This window comes from Streptomyces sp. P9(2023), from assembly GCF_032436795.1.
Taxonomy (GTDB): domain Bacteria; phylum Actinomycetota; class Actinomycetes; order Streptomycetales; family Streptomycetaceae; genus Streptomyces.
Window position 1 is genome coordinate 1 of the sequence record NZ_JAUPWM010000048.1, and the last position, 17,949, is coordinate 17,949.

Annotated in this window: 17 protein-coding genes and 1 pseudogene; 10 read left to right on the forward strand and 8 right to left on the reverse strand. The window is 73.0% G+C overall.

Annotated features, from left to right (window positions below):
- Positions 1-288: 288 nt before the first annotated feature.
- Positions 289-1,485 carry a transposase gene (locus Q5762_RS33640; protein ID WP_315896095.1) on the reverse strand — a complete coding sequence of 399 codons (1,197 nt, stop codon included), beginning with the start codon at positions 1,483-1,485 and terminating at the stop codon, positions 289-291.
- A 312-nt stretch (positions 1,486-1,797) separates the two neighbouring features.
- Between Q5762_RS33640 and Q5762_RS33645 the strand changes: the two genes are divergently transcribed.
- Positions 1,798-2,073 (forward strand): hypothetical protein, encoded by a 276-nt coding sequence (locus Q5762_RS33645; protein WP_315896096.1) that lies wholly within the window; start codon positions 1,798-1,800, stop codon positions 2,071-2,073.
- On the opposite strand, the gene Q5762_RS33650 is transcribed toward Q5762_RS33645, so the two are convergent.
- Positions 2,070-2,675 carry a haloacid dehalogenase-like hydrolase gene (locus Q5762_RS33650; RefSeq protein ID WP_315896097.1) on the reverse strand — a complete coding sequence of 202 codons (606 nt, stop codon included), beginning with the start codon at positions 2,673-2,675 and terminating at the stop codon, positions 2,070-2,072. The two genes, Q5762_RS33645 and Q5762_RS33650, sit on opposite strands and share 4 nt — an antisense overlap.
- Positions 2,676-2,778: 103 nt before the next feature.
- Between Q5762_RS33650 and Q5762_RS33655 the strand changes: the two genes are divergently transcribed.
- From Q5762_RS33655 to Q5762_RS33670, 4 genes and pseudogenes are all read left to right on the forward strand, one after another.
- Complete coding sequence (locus Q5762_RS33655) at positions 2,779-3,783, forward strand: iron chelate uptake ABC transporter family permease subunit (protein WP_315896098.1); 1,005 nt, start codon at positions 2,779-2,781, stop codon at positions 3,781-3,783.
- Positions 3,780-4,841 carry an iron chelate uptake ABC transporter family permease subunit gene (locus Q5762_RS33660; RefSeq protein WP_315896099.1) on the forward strand — a complete coding sequence of 354 codons (1,062 nt, stop codon included), beginning with the start codon at positions 3,780-3,782 and terminating at the stop codon, positions 4,839-4,841. The genes Q5762_RS33655 and Q5762_RS33660 overlap by 4 nt, the downstream gene beginning before the upstream one ends.
- Positions 4,838-5,764, forward strand: coding sequence for an ABC transporter ATP-binding protein (locus tag Q5762_RS33665; RefSeq protein ID WP_315896100.1), 927 nt, complete (start codon positions 4,838-4,840; stop codon positions 5,762-5,764). The genes Q5762_RS33660 and Q5762_RS33665 overlap by 4 nt, the downstream gene beginning before the upstream one ends.
- A 58-nt stretch (positions 5,765-5,822) precedes the next feature.
- Positions 5,823-6,177, forward strand: a pseudogene (locus Q5762_RS33670) (serine/threonine protein kinase); the annotation flags it as partial.
- A 21-nt stretch (positions 6,178-6,198) separates the two neighbouring features.
- Here the strand turns inward: Q5762_RS33670 and Q5762_RS33675 are convergent.
- Positions 6,199-7,203 (reverse strand): hypothetical protein, encoded by a 1,005-nt coding sequence (locus tag Q5762_RS33675; protein ID WP_315896101.1) that lies wholly within the window; start codon positions 7,201-7,203, stop codon positions 6,199-6,201.
- Between the two features lie 83 nt (positions 7,204-7,286).
- Between Q5762_RS33675 and Q5762_RS33680 the strand changes: the two genes are divergently transcribed.
- Positions 7,287-9,896: a helicase C-terminal domain-containing protein gene (locus tag Q5762_RS33680; RefSeq protein WP_315896102.1), complete on the forward strand. Its 2,610-nt coding sequence runs from the start codon at positions 7,287-7,289 to the stop codon at positions 9,894-9,896.
- On the opposite strand, the gene Q5762_RS33685 is transcribed toward Q5762_RS33680, so the two are convergent.
- Entirely contained in the window at positions 9,893-10,471 is a 579-nt protein-coding gene (locus tag Q5762_RS33685) for a Uma2 family endonuclease (RefSeq protein ID WP_315896103.1), read from the reverse strand. The genes Q5762_RS33680 and Q5762_RS33685 overlap by 4 nt on opposite strands.
- A gap of 112 nt (positions 10,472-10,583) precedes the next feature.
- Between Q5762_RS33685 and Q5762_RS33690 the strand changes: the two genes are divergently transcribed.
- Positions 10,584-12,272: a DNA repair helicase XPB gene (locus tag Q5762_RS33690; RefSeq protein WP_315896104.1), complete on the forward strand. Its 1,689-nt coding sequence runs from the start codon at positions 10,584-10,586 to the stop codon at positions 12,270-12,272.
- A gap of 92 nt (positions 12,273-12,364) precedes the next feature.
- Positions 12,365-12,646 carry a hypothetical protein gene (locus Q5762_RS33695; RefSeq protein WP_315896105.1) on the forward strand — a complete coding sequence of 94 codons (282 nt, stop codon included), beginning with the start codon at positions 12,365-12,367 and terminating at the stop codon, positions 12,644-12,646.
- Positions 12,647-12,649: 3 nt separating this feature from the next.
- Here Q5762_RS33695 and Q5762_RS33700 read toward each other — a convergent pair whose 3' ends face one another.
- Positions 12,650-12,838, reverse strand: coding sequence for a hypothetical protein (locus tag Q5762_RS33700; RefSeq protein ID WP_315896106.1), 189 nt, complete (start codon positions 12,836-12,838; stop codon positions 12,650-12,652).
- Between the two features lie 305 nt (positions 12,839-13,143).
- Here Q5762_RS33700 and Q5762_RS33705 point away from each other — a divergent pair, with 305 nt between their 5' ends.
- Positions 13,144-15,189, forward strand: coding sequence for an ATP-binding domain-containing protein (locus Q5762_RS33705; RefSeq protein WP_315896107.1), 2,046 nt, complete (start codon positions 13,144-13,146; stop codon positions 15,187-15,189).
- A gap of 19 nt (positions 15,190-15,208) precedes the next feature.
- Here the strand turns inward: Q5762_RS33705 and Q5762_RS33710 are convergent, their stop codons facing one another.
- Both Q5762_RS33710 and Q5762_RS33715 read right to left on the reverse strand, forming a co-directional pair.
- A complete protein-coding gene (locus Q5762_RS33710) occupies positions 15,209-15,844 on the reverse strand; it encodes an alpha/beta fold hydrolase (RefSeq protein ID WP_315896108.1) in 636 nt (211 codons plus the stop codon).
- A gap of 142 nt (positions 15,845-15,986) precedes the next feature.
- On the reverse strand, positions 15,987-16,844 hold the full coding sequence (locus Q5762_RS33715; RefSeq protein ID WP_315896109.1) for an aminoglycoside phosphotransferase family protein: 858 nt from the start codon (positions 16,842-16,844) through the stop codon (positions 15,987-15,989).
- A gap of 97 nt (positions 16,845-16,941) precedes the next feature.
- Between Q5762_RS33715 and Q5762_RS33720 the strand changes: the two genes are divergently transcribed.
- Positions 16,942-17,682: an SDR family oxidoreductase gene (locus Q5762_RS33720; RefSeq protein WP_315896110.1), complete on the forward strand. Its 741-nt coding sequence runs from the start codon at positions 16,942-16,944 to the stop codon at positions 17,680-17,682.
- Between the two features lie 18 nt (positions 17,683-17,700).
- On the opposite strand, the gene Q5762_RS33725 is transcribed toward Q5762_RS33720, so the two are convergent.
- Positions 17,701-17,859: a hypothetical protein gene (locus Q5762_RS33725; protein WP_315896111.1), complete on the reverse strand. Its 159-nt coding sequence runs from the start codon at positions 17,857-17,859 to the stop codon at positions 17,701-17,703.
- Between the last annotated feature and the right edge of the window lie 90 nt (positions 17,860-17,949).

A 17,949-nucleotide genomic window follows, 5' to 3' on the forward strand; every position in this document is an offset into this window, starting at 1 on the left:
CGATGATCATCGGTGGCCGTACCCGTTCCCGAACCCGCCCCCACCAGCAGGATCACGATCTACAGCTGGAGTACTAGGGGAGCCGACAGTCAGCCCTGTCCAGTTACCGCTCTCCTGCGTGACCGTCGGCGGCAAAAAATCTTTGGGCCACGACATCGGCGGTTCGTTCCGACGGGCTGCTCAGGCCGAATGCGTAGTCACCTTCTCGGCCGTGAACGGCCGAGCTTGTGCGCTCGGCCCTGCGTTCACGCTTCGTCGCGCTCCCGACTGCCCCCTACGACAGGACGGTCACGGGTCGCATCTCCCCGACGGCTCCCTGATTGATCGCTCAGGCCGGGCGGGGACGGGCATGGTGACGAATGCCCACGCCGAGCGTGCGCGATCGCGCACGTTGACCCCGGCGACGTGGTCGGAGGGCCCAGCGAGGCCGCACCGACGACAACAGAAGTGGTCCCGAGTGGGCCGGTTGGACCGCTCGGTATGTCCACAACGGGGGCAGCGCTGCGATGTGTAGGCCGGATCCACCTCCAGATATGGCACCCCGGCCCTGCGGGCCTTATAGGCAAGGTGCTGCCCCAGTTGATGGAACGGCCAAGAGGAGATCCTGCCCCGCTGGTCGCGTCGAAGCCGTACCCGGTCCCGGATCCCGTCGAGCACTTCGACGGCAATCCCCCGACCGGTGCGTTGCGCGACAGACACGATCTCCTTGCTGATCCGATGGTTCACGTGCATGGCATGACGCTGCTCCTTCCCCGAGCGGCGGGCCAGCCGCCGCTTGGCCGACCGGGTGCCCTTCGCCTGCAACTCCGCGCGCTTCCGCGCCTGCCAGCGGCGGTAGCGGGTGAGGCGACGGCCCTGATAATTGGTACCGTCGCTGGTCGTGGCAAGGTTGACGATGCCGCGATCGACACCAATCCAGTCGACCGGTTCGTACACCTCAAGCTCGGGGACCTCGCAGGTGGCGAGCAGGTACCACTTGCCCTTGCGCTGCACGAGATCGGACTCGCCCCGCCGGTGCTCCGTCAAGGTCTTGAGCTGGTCGGCGGACGCGGTGTACCGGATTCCCTTCAGACGCCCATCAACCGTCCAGATCGACACCGTGCAGGCATCGGCCTGCCAGGACAGGCATCGGTCATCGAAGGGCTGCGCCGCCTCCGGGCGGAAGGAGACCGGGCCGCTCATCGCCTTGAGGTACCGCTTCGACGTCGGCTTGCCGAGCAGACCGGCCTTCGCCTGGGCCGCCAGAGCGGTGTAGGCGTCGACCACCTTCTTCACCACCCGCACCGCAGGCTGCGCCGACAGACCGAAGGTGGCCTTGATGTTGGTGTACAGGAGCTTATGCAGCCCGTTGCGGTCCTTCACACCCTGCTCGAAGGCGACGGCAGCGACATGGGTGGCGGCGCGGTTGCAGGCGCGCAGGGTCGCCTCCAGTGCCGCCGCCTGCTCGGACGACGGCAGCAGCTTCACCTGCACCACCAGCTTCACGAGACCAGACAATAGGCCTGCATGTCACACAAGCACGCGGATTCCGTACTCCAGTACGCGATCCAGCGACTCACGGAACACGTGTTCGCACCGCTCAGCTTCACCACGTGGGCGTGGGGGCGCAGGGGTGCGGCAACGCTCCACACCGGGGAGACGGGACTCGAACCCCGTCCACACCCTCAGGCCCCCAGGCCTCACACTGGACTGGTCAGCGAAACAGGCCGGGAGAGCTCACCGGTCCCAACCGAACGCCCAGCCCTTCCACGGCCCCGTGCCAACACTCAGTAGTGACACGCAGAAAAGAGCCAGCTCTTGAATACCCCTTCGGCCCCGTCGGACGCCTCGTCGGACGACTCCGCTCCGGGTGACGGTCTCGTCCGTGCCGGTGCGATCGTCTTCATCATCGGCGCGGTGGCCACGCTGGTCACGGTCGCGCCGCTGTTCCTGGGCACCGACCCGTTCCCGCCGATCGCGTACGGCGTGTGCATGCTGATGGGCGTCGGATTCCTGGTCGCGGGCGCCGGCGTGCTGCGGTCGATCGGCGCCCAGCGGCGCCAGGCGAAGGCGGTCGCGGCCGGGGGCAACTAGCCCCGGTACGCCTCCCACCAGGCACGGAACTCCGTCAGGTCGGCCAGGACGACGTCCGCGCCCGCCCCGCGCAGCTCGTTCTCGTCGCACGGGCCGGTCGCCACGGCCACCGACAGGGCGCCCGCGGTCGCGGCGCCGCGTACGTCGCCGGTGTGGTCGCCGACGTACACCCCCGCGCCGTACTCGCGCAGCGCCTCCGCCTTGCCCTCGGCCCACAGTCCGCCGATGACGGCGTCGGGGTCGATGCCGAGGTGGGAGAGGTGCAGCTTGGCGTGCGGCTCGTTCTTGGCGGTGACGACGATCGCCCGGCCACCCGCCTCGCGAACGGCTTGAATCGCATCCCTGGCGCCGGGCAGCGCGAGCGAGGGCTCGATCGCGTACGTCGGGTAGAGCGCGCGGTACTGGACGACCCGCTCCGCTATCTCCACCGCCGGGAACCAGTTCGCCAGCTCGTGCTCCAGCGGCGGGCCGAGCCGGGACACGGCGAGGTCGGCGTCGATCGGGACGCCGACCTGCGCGGAGAAGGCCTGGTAGGTGGCCTTGATGCCGGGGCGGGAGTCGATGAGCGTCATGTCGAGGTCGAAGCCGACGGTGGGAGTCATGAGGGACATTGTGCCTGGGTGTTCGAATCCGGCCGCTGCTTAGACTGTGGGCGCACTGAGCCAAGCCTTACCGAACCGACCGCGCACCTCCCGATGGGCCTCGATGACCGCCGCTCTCCGTTCCAGACGCGTTCTGGCCACCGCCGTCGCCGTCGTCGCCCTGCTCGTGGCGGTCCTGCTGAGCCTCGCCGTGGGGGCCAGGCCCGTGGCCCCCTCCACCGTCCTGGACGCCCTGCTGCGCGGTGGGACGAGCCCCGACGCCGAGGTCGTACGGCAGATGCGGGTGCCGCGGACGCTGATCGGGCTGATGGTCGGCGCCGCGCTCGCGCTGGCCGGTACGGCCCTCCAGGGCATCACCCGCAACCCGATCGCCGACCCCGGCATCCTCGGCATCAGCCAGGGCGCCTCGGTGGGTGTGGTCGTCGCGATCGCCTTCGCCGGGGTGCACACGCTGACCGGGTACGTCTGGTTCGGCTTCGCCGGCGCGGCGCTCGCCTCGGTCGCGGCGTACGCCATCGCCTCCGGCGGGCGCGGCGGGGCGACCCCGGTGAAGCTGGCGCTCGGCGGCGCCGCGATCAACGCGCTGCTGCTGTCGGTGACGACCGGGATCCTCACGACGAAGGCGTCGGCGCTCGACGAGTTCCGGTTCTGGCAGATGGGCTCGCTCGACGGGCGGGACGCGGAGGTCGTCGGCCAGGTCTGGCCCTTCCTGATCCTCGGCGCGGTGCTCGTGGTGTCCGTGGCCCGCGGCCTGGACGCGCTCGCGCTCGGCGAGGACGTGGCGAAGGGGCTCGGCCAGCGGGTCGCGACCGTACGGATCGTCGGCGGGCTCGGGGCGACCGTACTGACCGGCGCGGCGGTCGCGGCGGCCGGTCCGCTCGCGTTCGTCGGCCTCGCGGTCCCGCACATCGCCCGCGCGATCGTGGGCAGCGACCACCGCTGGGTGCTGCCGATGGCGGCGCTCGTGGGGCCCGTGATGCTGCTGGTCGCGGATGTGATCGGGCGGATCCTCTTCCCGCCGGGCGAGGTCCCGGCGGGGGTGATGACGGCGCTCATCGGGGTGCCGTTCCTGGTGACGCTGGTGCGGCGGAAGGCGGTGCCGGCGTGACGACCACCGGCCTCAAGGTCAGGCCTGCTGGGTACGGGGTCGTACGCGCGGGCAGCGGATCGTTCCTGCTGCACCGGCGGTCCGCGGTGGTGGCCGTGGGGCTTGTGGTGCTGCTCGCGGCCGTCTCGGTCGCGTACCTCTGTGTCGGCGAGAAGTTCGTCGAGCCGTCCGAGGTGCTGAAGGTGCTCCTGGGGCAGGACTCGCGGTCCGCGTTCGTCGTCGAGGAGCTGCGGATGCCCCGGCTCGCGGTGGGCCTGATGGTCGGCGCCGCGTTCGGCGTCGCGGGCGCGCTCATCCAGACCGTCGCCCGCAACCCGCTCGCCAGCCCCGACATCATCGGCATCAGCCAGGGCGCGGGCGCGCTGACGGTCGGCGCGATGACCTTCGGCCTCACGTCGTTCACCGTCCTGCCGTACCTCTCGATCGTCGGCGGGATCGCCGCGGCCGCGCTCGTGTACGCCTTCGCCTGGCGCGGCGGGCTGCACGCGACCCGGTTCGTACTCATCGGCATCGGCTTCGCGATCGCGCTGCGCTCCCTGATCACCCTCTTCATGACGAAGGGCGACTACCTGGTCGCCCAGCAGGCCCAGGTCTGGATGACCGGCTCGCTCAACGGGCGCGGCTGGGACGAGGCCGCGCCGATCCGCTGGACGCTGCTGCTCGCGCTCCCCGCGATCCTGTGGGCGGCGCGGGCGCAGCGCACGGTGTCGCTCGACGACGACACGGCGACGGCGCTGGGCGTCTCGCTGGGGCGGGTCCGGCTCGGGCTCGTGGTGGTGGGCGTGGTGCTCGCGTCGGTGGCGACGGGGGTGGCCGGGCCGGTGGACTTCGTGGCGCTGCTCGCTCCGCAGATCGCCCGGCGGATGACGCGTACGGCACAGATCCCGCTGCTGTCGTCGGCCCTGATGGGGGCGTTCGTGGTGGTCCTGGCGGACCTGCTGGGCAAGCGGCTGTTCTCGCCGACCGAGCTGCCGGTGGGTGTGCTGACGGCGGCGGTGGGCGCGCCGTATCTGATCTGGCTCATCGTGCGGAGCCGAACTGTGGGAGGAACGACGTGAGCCTGGGCCAGAGCCGGCTGACCGCGCGTGGGCTGACGCTCGCGTACGAGGACCGTACGGTCGTGGAGGACCTCGACCTGGGCGTTCCGGACGGTAGGGTGACGGTGATCGTCGGACCGAACGCGTGCGGGAAGTCGACGACGCTGCGGGCGCTCGGGCGGCTGCTCAAGCCGGCGGGCGGGGCGGTGCTGCTCGACGGGGAGTCGCTGGCGAAGCTGCCGACGAAGCGGATCGCGCAGTCGATCGGGCTGCTGCCGCAGACGCCGGTGGCGCCGGACGCGATCACGGTCGGCGACCTGGTGTCGCGGGGCCGCCAGCCGCACCAGGCGTGGTGGAAGCAGTGGTCGGAGGCGGACGAGCGGGCGGTCGTGGAGGCGATGGAGCGGACGGACGTCGCCGCGCTCGCCGACCGGTCGGTGGACGAGCTGTCGGGCGGGCAGCGGCAGCGGGTCTGGATCGCGATGGCGCTCGCGCAGGAGACGGAGCTGTTGCTGCTCGACGAGCCGACGACGTACCTGGACATCGCCCACCAGGTGGAGGTCCTGGACCTGGTACGGCGCCTGAACGTGACGCGGGGCCGGACGGTGGTCGTCGTCCTGCACGACCTGAACCAGGCGGCGCGGTACGCGGACCACCTGGTCGCCATGAAGGCGGGCCGGGTGGTGGCGGAGGGCCCGCCGGCGGAGATCGTGACGGCGGACCTGGTACGGGACGTCTTCGGCCTGGAGTCGGTGGTGGTCCCGGACCCGGTGACGGGCTCGCCGCTCGTCGTGCCGGGGGCGCCGTGGGCGGGGGACGCGGCACGGGAGGCCGGGGCGCTGGAGGCCGGGGCGCTGGAGGCCGGGGCGCTGAAGGGCGAGGCGCTGAAGGGCGAGGCGCTGAAGGGCGAGGCGCTGGAGGGCGAGGGATCGTACGGTCCTTGACCGCGAACCCTGGCGGGGCTGATCAGGGGAATCCGGGGTTCAGGGGGACGACATGCCGATGCGCGACGCGACCGAGGTGTTCCAGCCACTGGGGCCGGAGGATCCGCTCGTGGAGGCGGGTTACCGCCTCGCCGCCAGGCTCGGCGCGGGCGGCATGGGCCGGGTCCATCCGTCGCACACACCGGGCGGCCGGGCGGTGGCCATCAAGGTCGTACGGCCGGAGCCGGCCGGCGACCCGGACTTCCGGCACCGGTCCCGCCGGGAGATCACGGCGGCTCGACGGGTCCGCGGCGCCTATACCGCCGAGCTGATCGACGCCGACGCCGACGGCGTACCGCCCTGGCCGGCCACCCTGTACGTGCCCGGGCCGTCCCTGCCCGAGGCCGTCCGCCCGGCGCGGACCGCTGCCGGTCCGGCGGACGCCCTGAGCCGTCCTACGAGGTGCGGCGGGCGCGCCAGAGGAGGAAGGCGGCCGAGGCGAGGGCCGCGCCCTTGAGCGTCCACGGCCAGGTCTCCGAGACCGCCGCCCCCATCGCCTCGCCGCCCGCCCCGACCGGCTCCCCCCAGCGGCCCTCCACGCGGCCCCAGAGCCAGGCCGCGCCCGCCGCGGCGGCCAGGGCCGGGAGGACGACGACCGCCCACTGGGACTCCGTACGGGACAGGCGGCGCGAGGCGTAGGCCAGGAGCCAGCCCAGGGCCAGGGCCAGCAGGTTGCCGAAGATCACGCCGCCCAGGAGCAGGAGTGCCGCCAGGACGAGGACCGGGCTGCCCAGGCGGAAGCCGCCGCCGCCCTCCTCCGCCGCGGGCCGGCGCACCCGCAGGACGCGTCGCCACAGCGGCGGCCGCTCAGCCTCCTCGTCGGACCCTTCCCACTCTTCGGACCCGTCGGCCTCTCCGGGCTCCCCGTCCTCCTCCCCCTCCACCACCGGCGGCTTCAGCAGGTCCGGGATCTCCACCCCGCCCCGGAACCCCGGCACCAGCTCGTCCCCCGGCAGCGACTCCTCGACCTCGTCGTCAAGCCGCCACCAGTCCGGATCCGTGTCCGCCGCGCCGACCTCGTCCGTCCCCGCGAGGTGCGGCGGCGTCGGCCAGGACTCGGCGTCCTCCGCACGACGCGGCTTCGGTACGGGGGGCTTCTTCTTCCGCGACAGGCCGCCACGCCGCTGCGCCGGTACCTCCGGAAGAACCTCCCGTACCTCCGGCTGCGGCGCCGTACCCGCCGCCCGGTCCACCACCTCGTCCGGCGAGCCGAGTTCGTCGAGGATGCCCCGTATCGCCGCCGGACTCTGCCGGCCGAACGTGGCGCGCCGGCGGTCGATCTCGCCCCGGAGCGACGAGACGAGCTTCATCCGCGCCGCCGACGGCAGCTGTCGCTGCTGCGCCAGATCGCCCACCCGGCTCAGATAGTCGAAGACCAACTGGTCGCTCTCGATCCCCACAGTCCCCCACCAGTCCCCTTCAGTCCCCTTCACAGCCGGTACGCCCCGACGTTAGCGCCCGCGCAGGGGCTAACGTGGTCCGGATGGGGATCGGTGAGCTCGATCGGGAGGCGCACGTGCCCGGAGAAACCAGTGCCGCCGCCGCGCCGCGCACGCTCGCGGAGGCGCTGCGCGCGCGGGGCGACGAGGGGCTCGTCGCGCTGCTGCGCGCCCGCCCGGACCTGCTCTCCCCGGTGCCGAACGACCTGACCCAGCTGGCGACCCGGGCCGGTACCCGCGGTTCCGTCGTCCGCGCGCTCGAACGGCTCGACCGGTTCGCGCTCCAGACCGCCGAGGCGCTCGCGGTGGCCCCGGACCCCGCCCCGTACGCCGTACTCCTCGCCCTCCTCACCGGCGACGACGGTGACCCGGACATCGAGGCGGCGCTGCCCCGGGCCGTCGAGTCGCTGCGCGAACAGGCCCTGGTCTGGGGCGAGGACGACCGGCTGCGGCTCGTCCGAACCGCTCGCGAGCTGCTCGCGCCGTCGCCGCAGCACCCGTCCCCGACCGGTCTCGGGCCGACGGTCTCCGAGTCGACGGCCGGCATGTCGCCCGGCCGGATCCAGGAGATCATCGCCGCCGCCGGGCTGCCGGCGACCCACGATCCCGTCTCGGCCGTCGCCGCGCTGACGGAGCTGTTCACCGACCGGGACCGGATGGGCGCGCTGCTCGACACCGCGCCGCCGGAGGCCCTGGCGGTCCTCGACCGGCTGGTCTGGGGCCCGCCGTACGGCGAGGTGACGGCGAACCCCGCCCCGCCGGTGCGCTGGCTGCGCGACCGCGGTCTGCTGCTGCCCGCCTCGCCCCGTACGGTCGTGCTGCCCCGGGAGGCCGCCCTGCATCTGCGCGGCGGCCGCGCGCACCGGTCGCCGGAGCCGCGCGCGCCCGAGCTGACGGTTCTGCGCGAGTACCGTCCCCAGGTTGTGGACAACGCGGCGGCGGGCCAGGCGCACGCGGCGCTGGCGACGGTCGAGGAGCTGCTGAAGAGCTGGGACCAGGGCGGCCCCGCCGTGCTCCGGGCGGGCGGGTTGTCCGTACGGGACCTCAAGCGGACCGCCGTCGCCCTGGACGTGGCGGAGCCGGTCGCCGCGTTCTGGCTGGAGCTCTGTTACGGGGCGGGGCTGCTGGCCTCGGACGGCGAGGCGGACGAGCGGTACGCGCCGACGCCCGCGTACGACGACTGGCTCGACCTGCCGCCCGCCGAACGCTGGGCCCGCCTCGCCACGGCCTGGCTGACCGCGACGCGCACGGCGGGCCTGGTGGGCGGCCAGGACGCGAAGGGCCGCACGCTCTCGACCCTGGGCCCGGACCTCGACCGGGGCGCGGCCCCGGAGGTACGGCGCCGGGTCCTGACGCTGCAGGCGACGCTGGAGCCGGGCGCGGCGGCGGACCCGGCGGCGCTGCTGGCCCGGCTGCGGTGGGAACGCCCGCTGCGGGGCGGGACGGCGCAGGCGCAGGCGCAGGATGGGGCGGGCAGGGGCGCGAGCGCGGGCACAGGGATGGGCATGGCGCCCACCGCGTACGGCACCACCCCCGGCCCCACCGACCTCCGCTCCCGGCTGGCCCTCTGGACGCTCGGGGAGGCCGAGATGCTCGGGATCACCGGGCGCGGGGCCCTCGCCTCGCCCGCGCGGGCGCTGCTGAACCTGCCGCTCGCGGAGGCGGTCGCCGAGCCGGTGGCGGAGCACGGCGTGGAGCTGTCGGTCGCCGCCGCACGGGCGGCGACGCTGCTCGCCCCGCTGCTCCCGGAGGCCGTGGACCACGTCCTCCTCCAGGCCGACCTGACCGCCGTGGCGCCAGGACCCCTCCGGCGGCCGCTCGCCGACACGCTGTCCGTGCTCGCGGACGTGGAGTCGAAGGGTGGCGCGACGGTGTACCGGTTCACCCCCGGCTCGGTCCGGCGCGCGCTCGACGCCGGTCGCAGCGCCTCCGACCTGCAGGATTTCCTGACGGCCCACTCCCGTACGCCGGTGCCGCAGCCGCTCTCGTACCTGATCGACGACGTGGCGCGGCGGCACGGCCACCTCCGGATCGGCGCGGCGTCGGCGTACGTACGGTGCGACGACGACGCGATGCTGGGCGAGATCCTGGCCGACAAGCGGTCCGCGTCGCTGCGGCTGCGGCGCCTCGCGCCGACGGTGCTGGCCGCGCAGACGGACCCGGGGGCGCTGCTCGACGGGCTGCGGTCGATGGGGTACGCCCCGGCCGCCGAGTCCGCCGCCGGCGACGTCCTGATCACCCGCGCCGACGCGTACCGCACGGGCGCCCGCACCGCGCCCGCCCCCGTCCCCGACGGCCCGCCCGCCCCGGACGCGACGCTGCTCGGGGCGGCGGTCCGGGCGATCCGGGCGGGCGACCTGGCGTCGACGGCCGTCCGGAAGGAACGCCCGGAAGCCCCGGCCCGCGCGGCGGGCGAACTCCCCCGCACCTCGTCGGCCGAGACCCTGGCCACGGTCCAGGCCGCGGCGATGACGGGCTCGGCCGTCTGGATCGGCTACGTCAACGCGGAGGGCGCGGCCAGCCAGCGCGTGATCGCCCCGGTCCGCGTGGAGGGCGGCTTCGTCACCGGCTACGACCACACGGCGGACGAGGTCCGCACGTACCCGCTGCACCGGATCACAGGGGTGGCGGAACTGGCGGAGGACCAGGTCTAGGTCCTGGGGGCGACGAGGGCCGCTGGATCGACCTCCGCCGGGAACGGCTTCTCGATCAGCGTCGTCCGCCCCGCCTCCGCGACGGTCCGCTCCACATAGCGGCCGTCCTGCAGCTCGCAGACGACCAGCGTCGGCACCGGCTCCAGTTCGAGCCGCCACAGGTGCTCGATGCCCGCCTCCGCGTAGTACGGCGGCTTCAGCAGCCGGTCGGTGCGGCGGCCGGACGACGAGGGCGAGACGATCTCCACGACGAGCAGCACGTCGTCGGCGTCGCACGTCACCGGGTTCTCGGCGGCGGCGGCCGCCTCGACCACCACGATGTCCGGGATGAAGAGCCCGTCGGGCAGGACGAGATTGACCGCTTCGAGGACTTCGGCCGGGGCTCCCGAGGCTTGAACGGCGCTATCCAGCAGCATCGCCAGGCGGAGCGACGCCCGCTGGTGCTTGAATCCCGGAGCCGGAGACATCACGAGCGCTTCCCCCATCAATTCACGACGCTGACCACGGTCCTCCCCCAATGCCAGGACTTCTTCTATGGTCCAGGGCCCATAGTGCGGATCGTGCGCGACGCTCATCTCGCCACCTCCCTCTCGCGGAACCGGTCGCCTTCAGTGTGGCAGGCCACACCGACAACGGCCGGACCTCAGGCACACTGGATGTTTGGCCCGTGCGAAGGGATGTACGTACGTGAACGGACCACTCATCGTCCAGAGCGACAAGACGCTGCTCCTGGAGGTCGACCACGAGCAGGCCGATGCCTGCCGGCGGGCCATCGCGCCGTTCGCGGAGCTGGAGCGGGCGCCCGAGCACATTCATACGTACCGGGTCACGCCGCTCGGGCTGTGGAACGCGCGGGCCGCCGGGCACGACGCCGAGCAGGTCGTCGACGCGCTCGTGGAGTTCTCGCGGTACCCCGTGCCGCACGCGCTCCTCGTGGACGTCGCCGAGACCATGGCGCGGTACGGGCGGCTCACGCTCTCCAAGCACCCCACCCACGGGCTCGTCCTGACCAGCACCGACCGGCCCGTCCTGGAGGAGATCCTCCGGTCGAAGAAGGTGCAGCCGCTCGTCGGCGTCCGGATCGACCAGGACACCGTCGCCGTGCACCCCTCCGAGCGCGGGCAGATCAAGCAGACCCTGCTGAAATTGGGCTGGCCGGCCGAGGACCTCGCCGGTTACGTCGACGGCGAGGCCCACCGGATCGACCTCGCCGAGGACGGCTGGGCCCTCCGCCCGTACCAGAAGCAGGCCGTCGAGGGCTTCTGGCACGGCGGCTCCGGGGTCGTCGTGCTGCCCTGTGGCGCAGGAAAGACGCTGGTCGGAGCCGGTGCCATGGCTCAGGCCAAGGCCACCACGCTCATCCTCGTGACCAACACCGTCTCCGCCCGCCAGTGGAAGCACGAGCTCGTCAAGCGGACCTCGCTCACCGAGGACGAGATCGGCGAGTACTCCGGTACGAAGAAGGAGATCCGCCCGGTCACCATCGCCACCTACCAGGTGCTGACGACCAAGCGGAAGGGGATCTACCCCCACCTGGAACTCTTCGACTCCCGCGACTGGGGCCTCATCGTCTACGACGAGGTGCACCTGCTGCCCGCGCCCGTCTTCAAGTTCACCGCCGACCTGCAGGCCCGGCGGCGGCTCGGGCTCACCGCCACCCTCGTGCGCGAGGACGGGCGCGAGTCGGACGTCTTCTCGCTCATCGGGCCGAAGCGGTTCGACGCGCCGTGGAAGGAGATCGAGGCGCAGGGGTACATCGCGCCCGCCGACTGCGTCGAGGTACGGGTCAACCTCACCGACTCCGAGCGGCTCGCGTACGCGACCGCCGAACAGGAGGAGAAGTACCGCTTCTGCGCCACGACGGCGACGAAGCGCAAGGTCACCGAGGCGCTGGTACGGAAGTTCGCCGGGCAGCAGATCCTCGTCATCGGCCAGTACATCGACCAGCTCGACGAGCTCGGCGAGCACCTGGACGCGCCCGTCATCAAGGGCGAGACCTCGAACGCGCAGCGCGAGAAGCTCTTCGACGCCTTCCGGAACGGCGAGATCAGCGTCCTCGTCGTCTCGAAGGTCGCCAACTTCTCCATCGACCTGCCCGAGGCCACCGTCGCCATCCAGGTGTCCGGCACCTTCGGGTCCCGGCAGGAGGAGGCGCAGCGGCTCGGGCGCGTGCTCCGGCCGAAGGCCGACGGCCACCAGGCGCACTTCTACTCCGTCGTCGCCCGCGACACGATCGACCAGGACTTCGCCGCCCACCGGCAGCGGTTCCTGGCGGAGCAGGGGTACGCGTACCGGATCGTCGACGCGGACGAGCTGCTGGCGGCCGACGGGAAGCAGACCGACGGGAAGCAGACCGACGGCGAGCAGGCGGGCTGATCAGGCGGGCCAGGGCGGCCCGCCCAAGCCGTGCCGCGCCCCGTCGGCGCTCGGTACGCTGGAGCGGGACGAGTAGGAGGGCGGGAGGAGCCATGCCTCATCAGGACATCTACGAGGTGCTGTTCACCGAGTCGGCCGCGAGTTCCCGCGATCGCCTGGACCCTGCGCGGCGAGCCTCGTTCGACAAGGCTGTCGAGATCCTGGCCCGTGACCCGTACACCGAGCTCTCCCGGCCCATAGGGCCTGGAGAGCAGGACCGGGAGATCCGGCTGACCTCGCAGATCCTGGCGGAGTACGTGGTGTCCCGGGGGCGGTTGCTGCTCGTCGTGCTGCGGATCTTCGACGACGCCGACATCCTGCTGCCGGAGGACTGACGCTCAGTCCGGGTGGCCCCGGTAGCGGGGGCGGGGGTTCCGCACCCCCGCCTCCTCCGGGTACTCGCCGAGGACGACGACGCCGACGGCGGCCGCGCCGTAGGCGCGTATCGCGCGGAGCGCGAGGCCGACCGGGTGGTGGGAGCGGGGGTGGGGGATCGTACGGTCCGGGGTGAAGGTCGCTGTAGCCATGCCTCCATGATGGAATCCGGACATTCCGAACACATCCGGCTGGGGGTGGAACTCTCGTCCCCCTCAGGTCGGAGACCGTCCCCTACGGGGCGCCGGCCGTAAATAATCGTTCGCCTCCCCCTCACCCCCGAAGCTACAATCTCCGACTTCCCCCGCCTCCCCCGTGGAGCGCTCCCGCCCGTCTCCCACCACCACCCTCAACTGATGCCCTACGGGCAGCCCCATTGGTTTCGCCCGGTCGGAAACCGGCGGCCGCCCTGTCATGTCCGCATGCCCGCACATGTACGCCCACCGGAGGCACCGCCATGTCCGACCCGCTCGCGCGCGAGCGCGCCCATCTCGCCGACTCGCGTGCCGCGCTGCGCGCGATGCGTGAGGACGTCGAGGCGCTCGACATCAAGGACGTCACCGCGAACTGGGTCAACGCCGCCGTCCTCGGCCGCCAGATCGAGGAGCGCATCAAGGCGCTCGCCGACCTGTCCCACACGCCCCTCTTCTTCGGGCGGCTCGACTATCTGCACACCATCCAGGAGGGGCAGCGCCCGCTGCCGGAGGCAGCTGATTCAGCGCTGTACATCGGGCGCCGGCACGTGCACGACGCCGGCGGCGACCCCATGGTCATCGACTGGCGCGCACCCGTCTCCCAGCCCTTCTACCGGGCCTCGAAGAAGGACCCGCAGGACGTCGGGCTGCGGCGCCGGTTCGGTTACACGGGCGGTGACCTCACCGCGTACGAGGACGAGCACCTCTCCGACCCGGCCGAGCTGGAACAGACCAGCAAGCTGCTCCAGGCCGAGATCGAGCGGCCCCGCGTCGGGCCGATGCGGGACATCGTCGCCACCATCCAGCCCGAGCAGGACGAGATCGTCCGGTCCGGGCTCGCCGGCAGCGTCTGTGTGCAGGGCGGCCCCGGCACCGGAAAGACCGCCGTGGGCCTGCACCGGGTCGCGTACCTGCTCTACGCGCACCGGGAGCGGCTCGCCCGTACCGGCACGCTCGTCATCGGGCCGAACCGGTCCTTCCTTCACTACATCGAGCAGGTTCTCCCCGCCCTCGGCGAGTTGGAGGTGCAGCAGTCGACCGTCGACGACCTCGTCGCGCACGTCGAGGTCCGGGGTACGGACGAGGCGGCGACGGCGGTCGTCAAGGGCGACGCGCGGATGGCGGAGGTGCTGCGGCGGGCGGTCCGCTCGCACGTCACGCTGCCGACCGAGCCGCTGGTCGTGGTGCGCGGCTCGCGCCGCTGGCGCGTCCCCGCGTACGAACTGGAGGAGATCGTCCGCGAGCTGCTCGACCGCGACATCCGTTACGGCGCCGCCCGCGACGCCCTCCCGCAGCGCATCGCCCACACCGTCCTGGTCCGCATGGAGCAGGCGGGCGAGGCCCCCGACGACCGGGTGCAGGACGCGGTCGCCCGCAACGCGGCCGTGAAGGCGGCCGTCAAGACGCTCTGGCCGCCGGTCGACCCGGCGAAGCTGGTGCTGCGGCTCCTGAGCGATGCCGACTTCCTCGCCGAGCACGCGGCCGGCATCCTGACCGACGACGAGCAGAAGCTGCTGCTGTGGGCGAAGCCCGCCCGGTCGGTGAAGTCGGCGAAGTGGTCGGCGGCGGACGCCGTCCTCATCGACGAGGCGAAGGACCTGGTGGAGCGCACGCACTCGCTCGGCCACGTGGTCATCGACGAGGCGCAGGACCTGTCCCCGATGCAGTACCGGGCCGTGGGCCGCCGCTGTACGACCGGTTCGGCGACGATCCTCGGCGACCTGGCGCAGGGCACCACGCCCTGGGCGACCGGGAGTTGGGCACAGGCCCTCGGGCACCTGGGCAAGCCGGAGGCCGTGGTCGAGGAGCTGACCGCCGGTTTCCGTGTGCCGCGCGAGGTCATCGCGTACGCGTCGAGGCTGCTGCCGCACATGTCGCCGGGGCTCGCGGCCGTCGAGTCGGTCCGGGAGAACCCGGGCTCCCTGTCGATCCGCCACCGCGAACCGCAGGAGCTGGACACGGCGGTCGTCGCGGCCTGCCTGGAGGCCCTGGAGCGCGAGGGCTCCATCGGCCTGATCGCCGCCGACGCCCGGATCGCGCCGCTCGCCGAGGCGCTGACCGGCGCGGGCCTCGCGTACCTCTCCCCCGGCGAGGAGACGACGGCCGAGTCCCGGCTGACCCTCGTCCCCGCCTCGCTCGCCAAGGGCCTGGAGTACGACTACGTGGTCCTGGACGACCCGGCCGCCGTCGTGGACGGCGAACCGGACGAGCGGACGGGCCTGCGGCGGCTGTACGTGGCCCTGACGCGTGCCGTCTCCGGGCTGACGGTCGTCCACTCCTCGCCGCTGCCCGAGCAGTTGGACGCATAGCGCCGGCTCAGCCGGGCGCTCAGGACGCGAGGAAGGCTCGTACCCCCTGGGACACCCCGTCGTCGCCCAGCAGCGCGTTGTGGTCGAGGCAGCCCGCCGCGTTGTTGGTGGCGCCGGTCAGGGGGACGCTGTCGTCCGGGTTGATGACCTCGTCGCAGTTGGACCACCAGGTGGCGTAGCGGACGGCGCCGGGTGTCTCGTCGCCCTCCGCGAGCTTCTTCTGTACGTACGAGCCCGGGGTCATGTCGCGGCAGGCCTGGTCCCACAGCGCGCAGGCCCAGGCGGTGCCGGTGCCGTGGTTGGGGCCCGCGAGCGAGACCCAGTGGGCGACGGACGACTGACCGGCGCCGTCGAACTTCACGTACCAGCGCGTGACCAGGCTGCCGAAGGAGTGGGCGACGAGGTCGACCCGGCTCGCGCCCGTACGCTGCTTGACGTCCTCCACGTACGCGGCCAGCTCGCCGGCGATGGACTCGTTGACCGACCGGTGGGTGTCGTAGCCGAAGGAGAACAGCTCGGCGTCCGTGTAGCCGTCCGCCTTGAGGTCCTCGCGCAGGCCGCCCCAGACACCCGGGTCGGCGTTGTAGCCGTGGACGAAGACGACGGGGGTACGGGCGGACGCTTGAGCAGGGGCGGCGGCCTGGGCGACGAGCATGGATGTCACCAGGGCCGGCAACGCCACGAAACTGACACGGAGCCTCAACACGCTTCCCCCTACGCGGTGTTACGCACGAGTAGTCAGGTGCATGGTGAGACCTGAGGGCAGCGATGAGAAGCCCCCTGCCCCCACGTTCCGGTCAGAACTCGGCGAGCGCCTCCGACCACGACCGGCGTGCCACCGCCGCCAGGACCGGGTTGACGCCGGCGTACTCGCGCTCCGTCACCACGCCCCAGCACAGCGCCCAGCCGCGCCCGCGCGCCCACGTCGCGTCGTCGACCTCCGCCGCCCCCCGGAAGAGCGGGCGGGTCTCGGCGGTGAGGAGGGTCCAGGCGGCCATCATGTCGCAGGCGGGGTCGCCGGTGCCGACGGCGCCGAAGTCGATGACGGCGCTCAGCCGGCCGGCGCGGGCCAGCAGGTTGCCGGGCAGCAGATCGCCGTGGACCCACCGGGGCGGCCCGTCCCACTGCGGCAGCCGCAGCACCGACTCCCAGGCCTCGGTCACCTGGTCCGGGTCGAACAGGCCGTCCGCGCCGAGGTCCCGGATCGCGCCCTCGGTGGCGCCCTCCGCCCACTCGGTGACATGGCCGCCCCGGAACGACCTCGGGCCGCCGGTCGCGTCCACGCGGCGCATCGCCGCACCGAACCGGCCCAACTCGACGGCCGCGTGGGCGAGATCGGCGATCGGCTCGTCGTAGGCGTTGGCGCCGTCGAGCCAGTCGTACACCGACCAGGGCAGGCCGAAGCCCTCCCCGGGCACGCCGTGGCCCACCGGCACCGGTACGGGCAGCGGCAGGTGCGGGGCCAGGTACGGCAGCCAGCGCTGCTCCTTGGCGATGGACCCGGCGCTCCCGGCGTTCTTGGGCAGCCGGACCGCGAGGCGCTCGCCGAGGCGGTACATGTCGTTGTCCGTGCCGGCCGAGCGCACGCGCGTGACAGGCAGCTCCGCCCACTGCGGGAACTGGGCTGCGATCAGTCTGCGTACGAGCTCGGCCATGGCGCGCAGGGTAGCCAGCGGGCCGTCGGCGCGGCGAGCGATTTGCGGCGAGCGATTTACGGTGGGGGCGGCGCGACCGCGAGAAGGGTGGGACACCATGTCACGTACGACCGTCGTCACGGGCGGCAGCCGGGGGATCGGCGCCGCGACCTGCGTACGGCTGGCATCGGAGGGGCACGATCTCGTGCTCGGTTACGTACGGGATGTCACCGCCGCCGAGGAGACGGCGGCAGCCGTCCGGGCGGCCGGTGCGCGGTGCGTGGTCGTGCGGGTGGACACGTCGGTCGAGGCCGACGTCGAGCGGCTCTTCGACACGGCCGAGGCGGAACTGGGCGGTCCGGTGACCGGGCTCGTCAACAACGCCGGTGTGACCGGGCCGCTCGGGCGCCTGGCGGACGCCACGACCGAGGACCTGCGCCGGGTGGTGGAGGTCAACCTCCTCGGCTACCTGCTCTGTTGCCGCCGAGCCGCCCGCGACATGGCCGCCCGGGGCGGCGGGGCGATCGTGAACATCTCCTCCGCCGCCGCCACCCTCGGCAGCCCCGGCGACTACGTCCACTACGCGGCGGCGAAGGCGGCGACCGACGCGCTGACCGTGGGCCTCTCGAAGGAGCTGGGCCCGGACGGCATCCGGGTCAACGCGGTGGCCCCCGGCCTCGTCGAGACCGACATGCACGCGGCGATGGGCGACCCGGACCGCCCCACGCGGGCGGCGGCGACGATCCCGCTGGGCCGCCCGGGGCGGCCGGACGAGATCGCGGCGGCGGTGGCGTGGCTGCTGTCCGCCGACGCCTCGTACACGACCGGAACGGTACTGAGGGTGGCCGGCGGCCGCTGAGAGTCCGGCCCTGGGCCCTCATCCGCGCCGCCGGGCCCGGCGGCGGCGGGCCCGGCGGCGGCGGGCCGGGCGGCGGCGGGCCCGGCGGCGGCGGGCCGGGCCCAGCCACCACAGGGTGGCGAACCAGCCGAGGGCGGCCGTCCCGCCCACCGTCGCCTGCACGGTGCCCAGCGCCATGTTCCTCACGGAACGGTCCCTGGAGAACGACCGGTTCCTGCTCGGCTGCTACTTGGGGCTGCTGACGCTCCGGCTGGCCGAGCGCCCAGC

What these genes read in the sequence shown, in the direction of transcription:
- Q5762_RS33695 (WP_315896105.1), top strand. Translation starts at nt 12,365, where the DNA reads ATGCCTCATCAGGACATCTACGAGGTGCTGTTCACCGAGTCGGCCGCG.
- Q5762_RS33680 (WP_315896102.1), top strand. Translation starts at nt 7,287, where the DNA reads ATGGGGATCGGTGAGCTCGATCGGGAGGCGCACGTGCCCGGAGAAACC.
- Q5762_RS33720 (WP_315896110.1), top strand. Translation starts at nt 16,942, where the DNA reads ATGTCACGTACGACCGTCGTCACGGGCGGCAGCCGGGGGATCGGCGCC.
- Q5762_RS33700 (WP_315896106.1), bottom strand. Translation starts at nt 12,838, where the DNA reads ATGGCTACAGCGACCTTCACCCCGGACCGTACGATCCCCCACCCCCGC.
- Q5762_RS33710 (WP_315896108.1), bottom strand. Translation starts at nt 15,844, where the DNA reads ATGCTCGTCGCCCAGGCCGCCGCCCCTGCTCAAGCGTCCGCCCGTACC.
- Q5762_RS33705 (WP_315896107.1), top strand. Translation starts at nt 13,144, where the DNA reads ATGTCCGACCCGCTCGCGCGCGAGCGCGCCCATCTCGCCGACTCGCGT.
- Q5762_RS33655 (WP_315896098.1), top strand. Translation starts at nt 2,779, where the DNA reads ATGACCGCCGCTCTCCGTTCCAGACGCGTTCTGGCCACCGCCGTCGCC.
- Q5762_RS33725 (WP_315896111.1), bottom strand. Translation starts at nt 17,859, where the DNA reads ATGGCGCTGGGCACCGTGCAGGCGACGGTGGGCGGGACGGCCGCCCTC.
- Q5762_RS33715 (WP_315896109.1), bottom strand. Translation starts at nt 16,844, where the DNA reads ATGGCCGAGCTCGTACGCAGACTGATCGCAGCCCAGTTCCCGCAGTGG.
- Q5762_RS33685 (WP_315896103.1), bottom strand. Translation starts at nt 10,471, where the DNA reads ATGAGCGTCGCGCACGATCCGCACTATGGGCCCTGGACCATAGAAGAA.
- Q5762_RS33650 (WP_315896097.1), bottom strand. Translation starts at nt 2,675, where the DNA reads ATGACTCCCACCGTCGGCTTCGACCTCGACATGACGCTCATCGACTCC.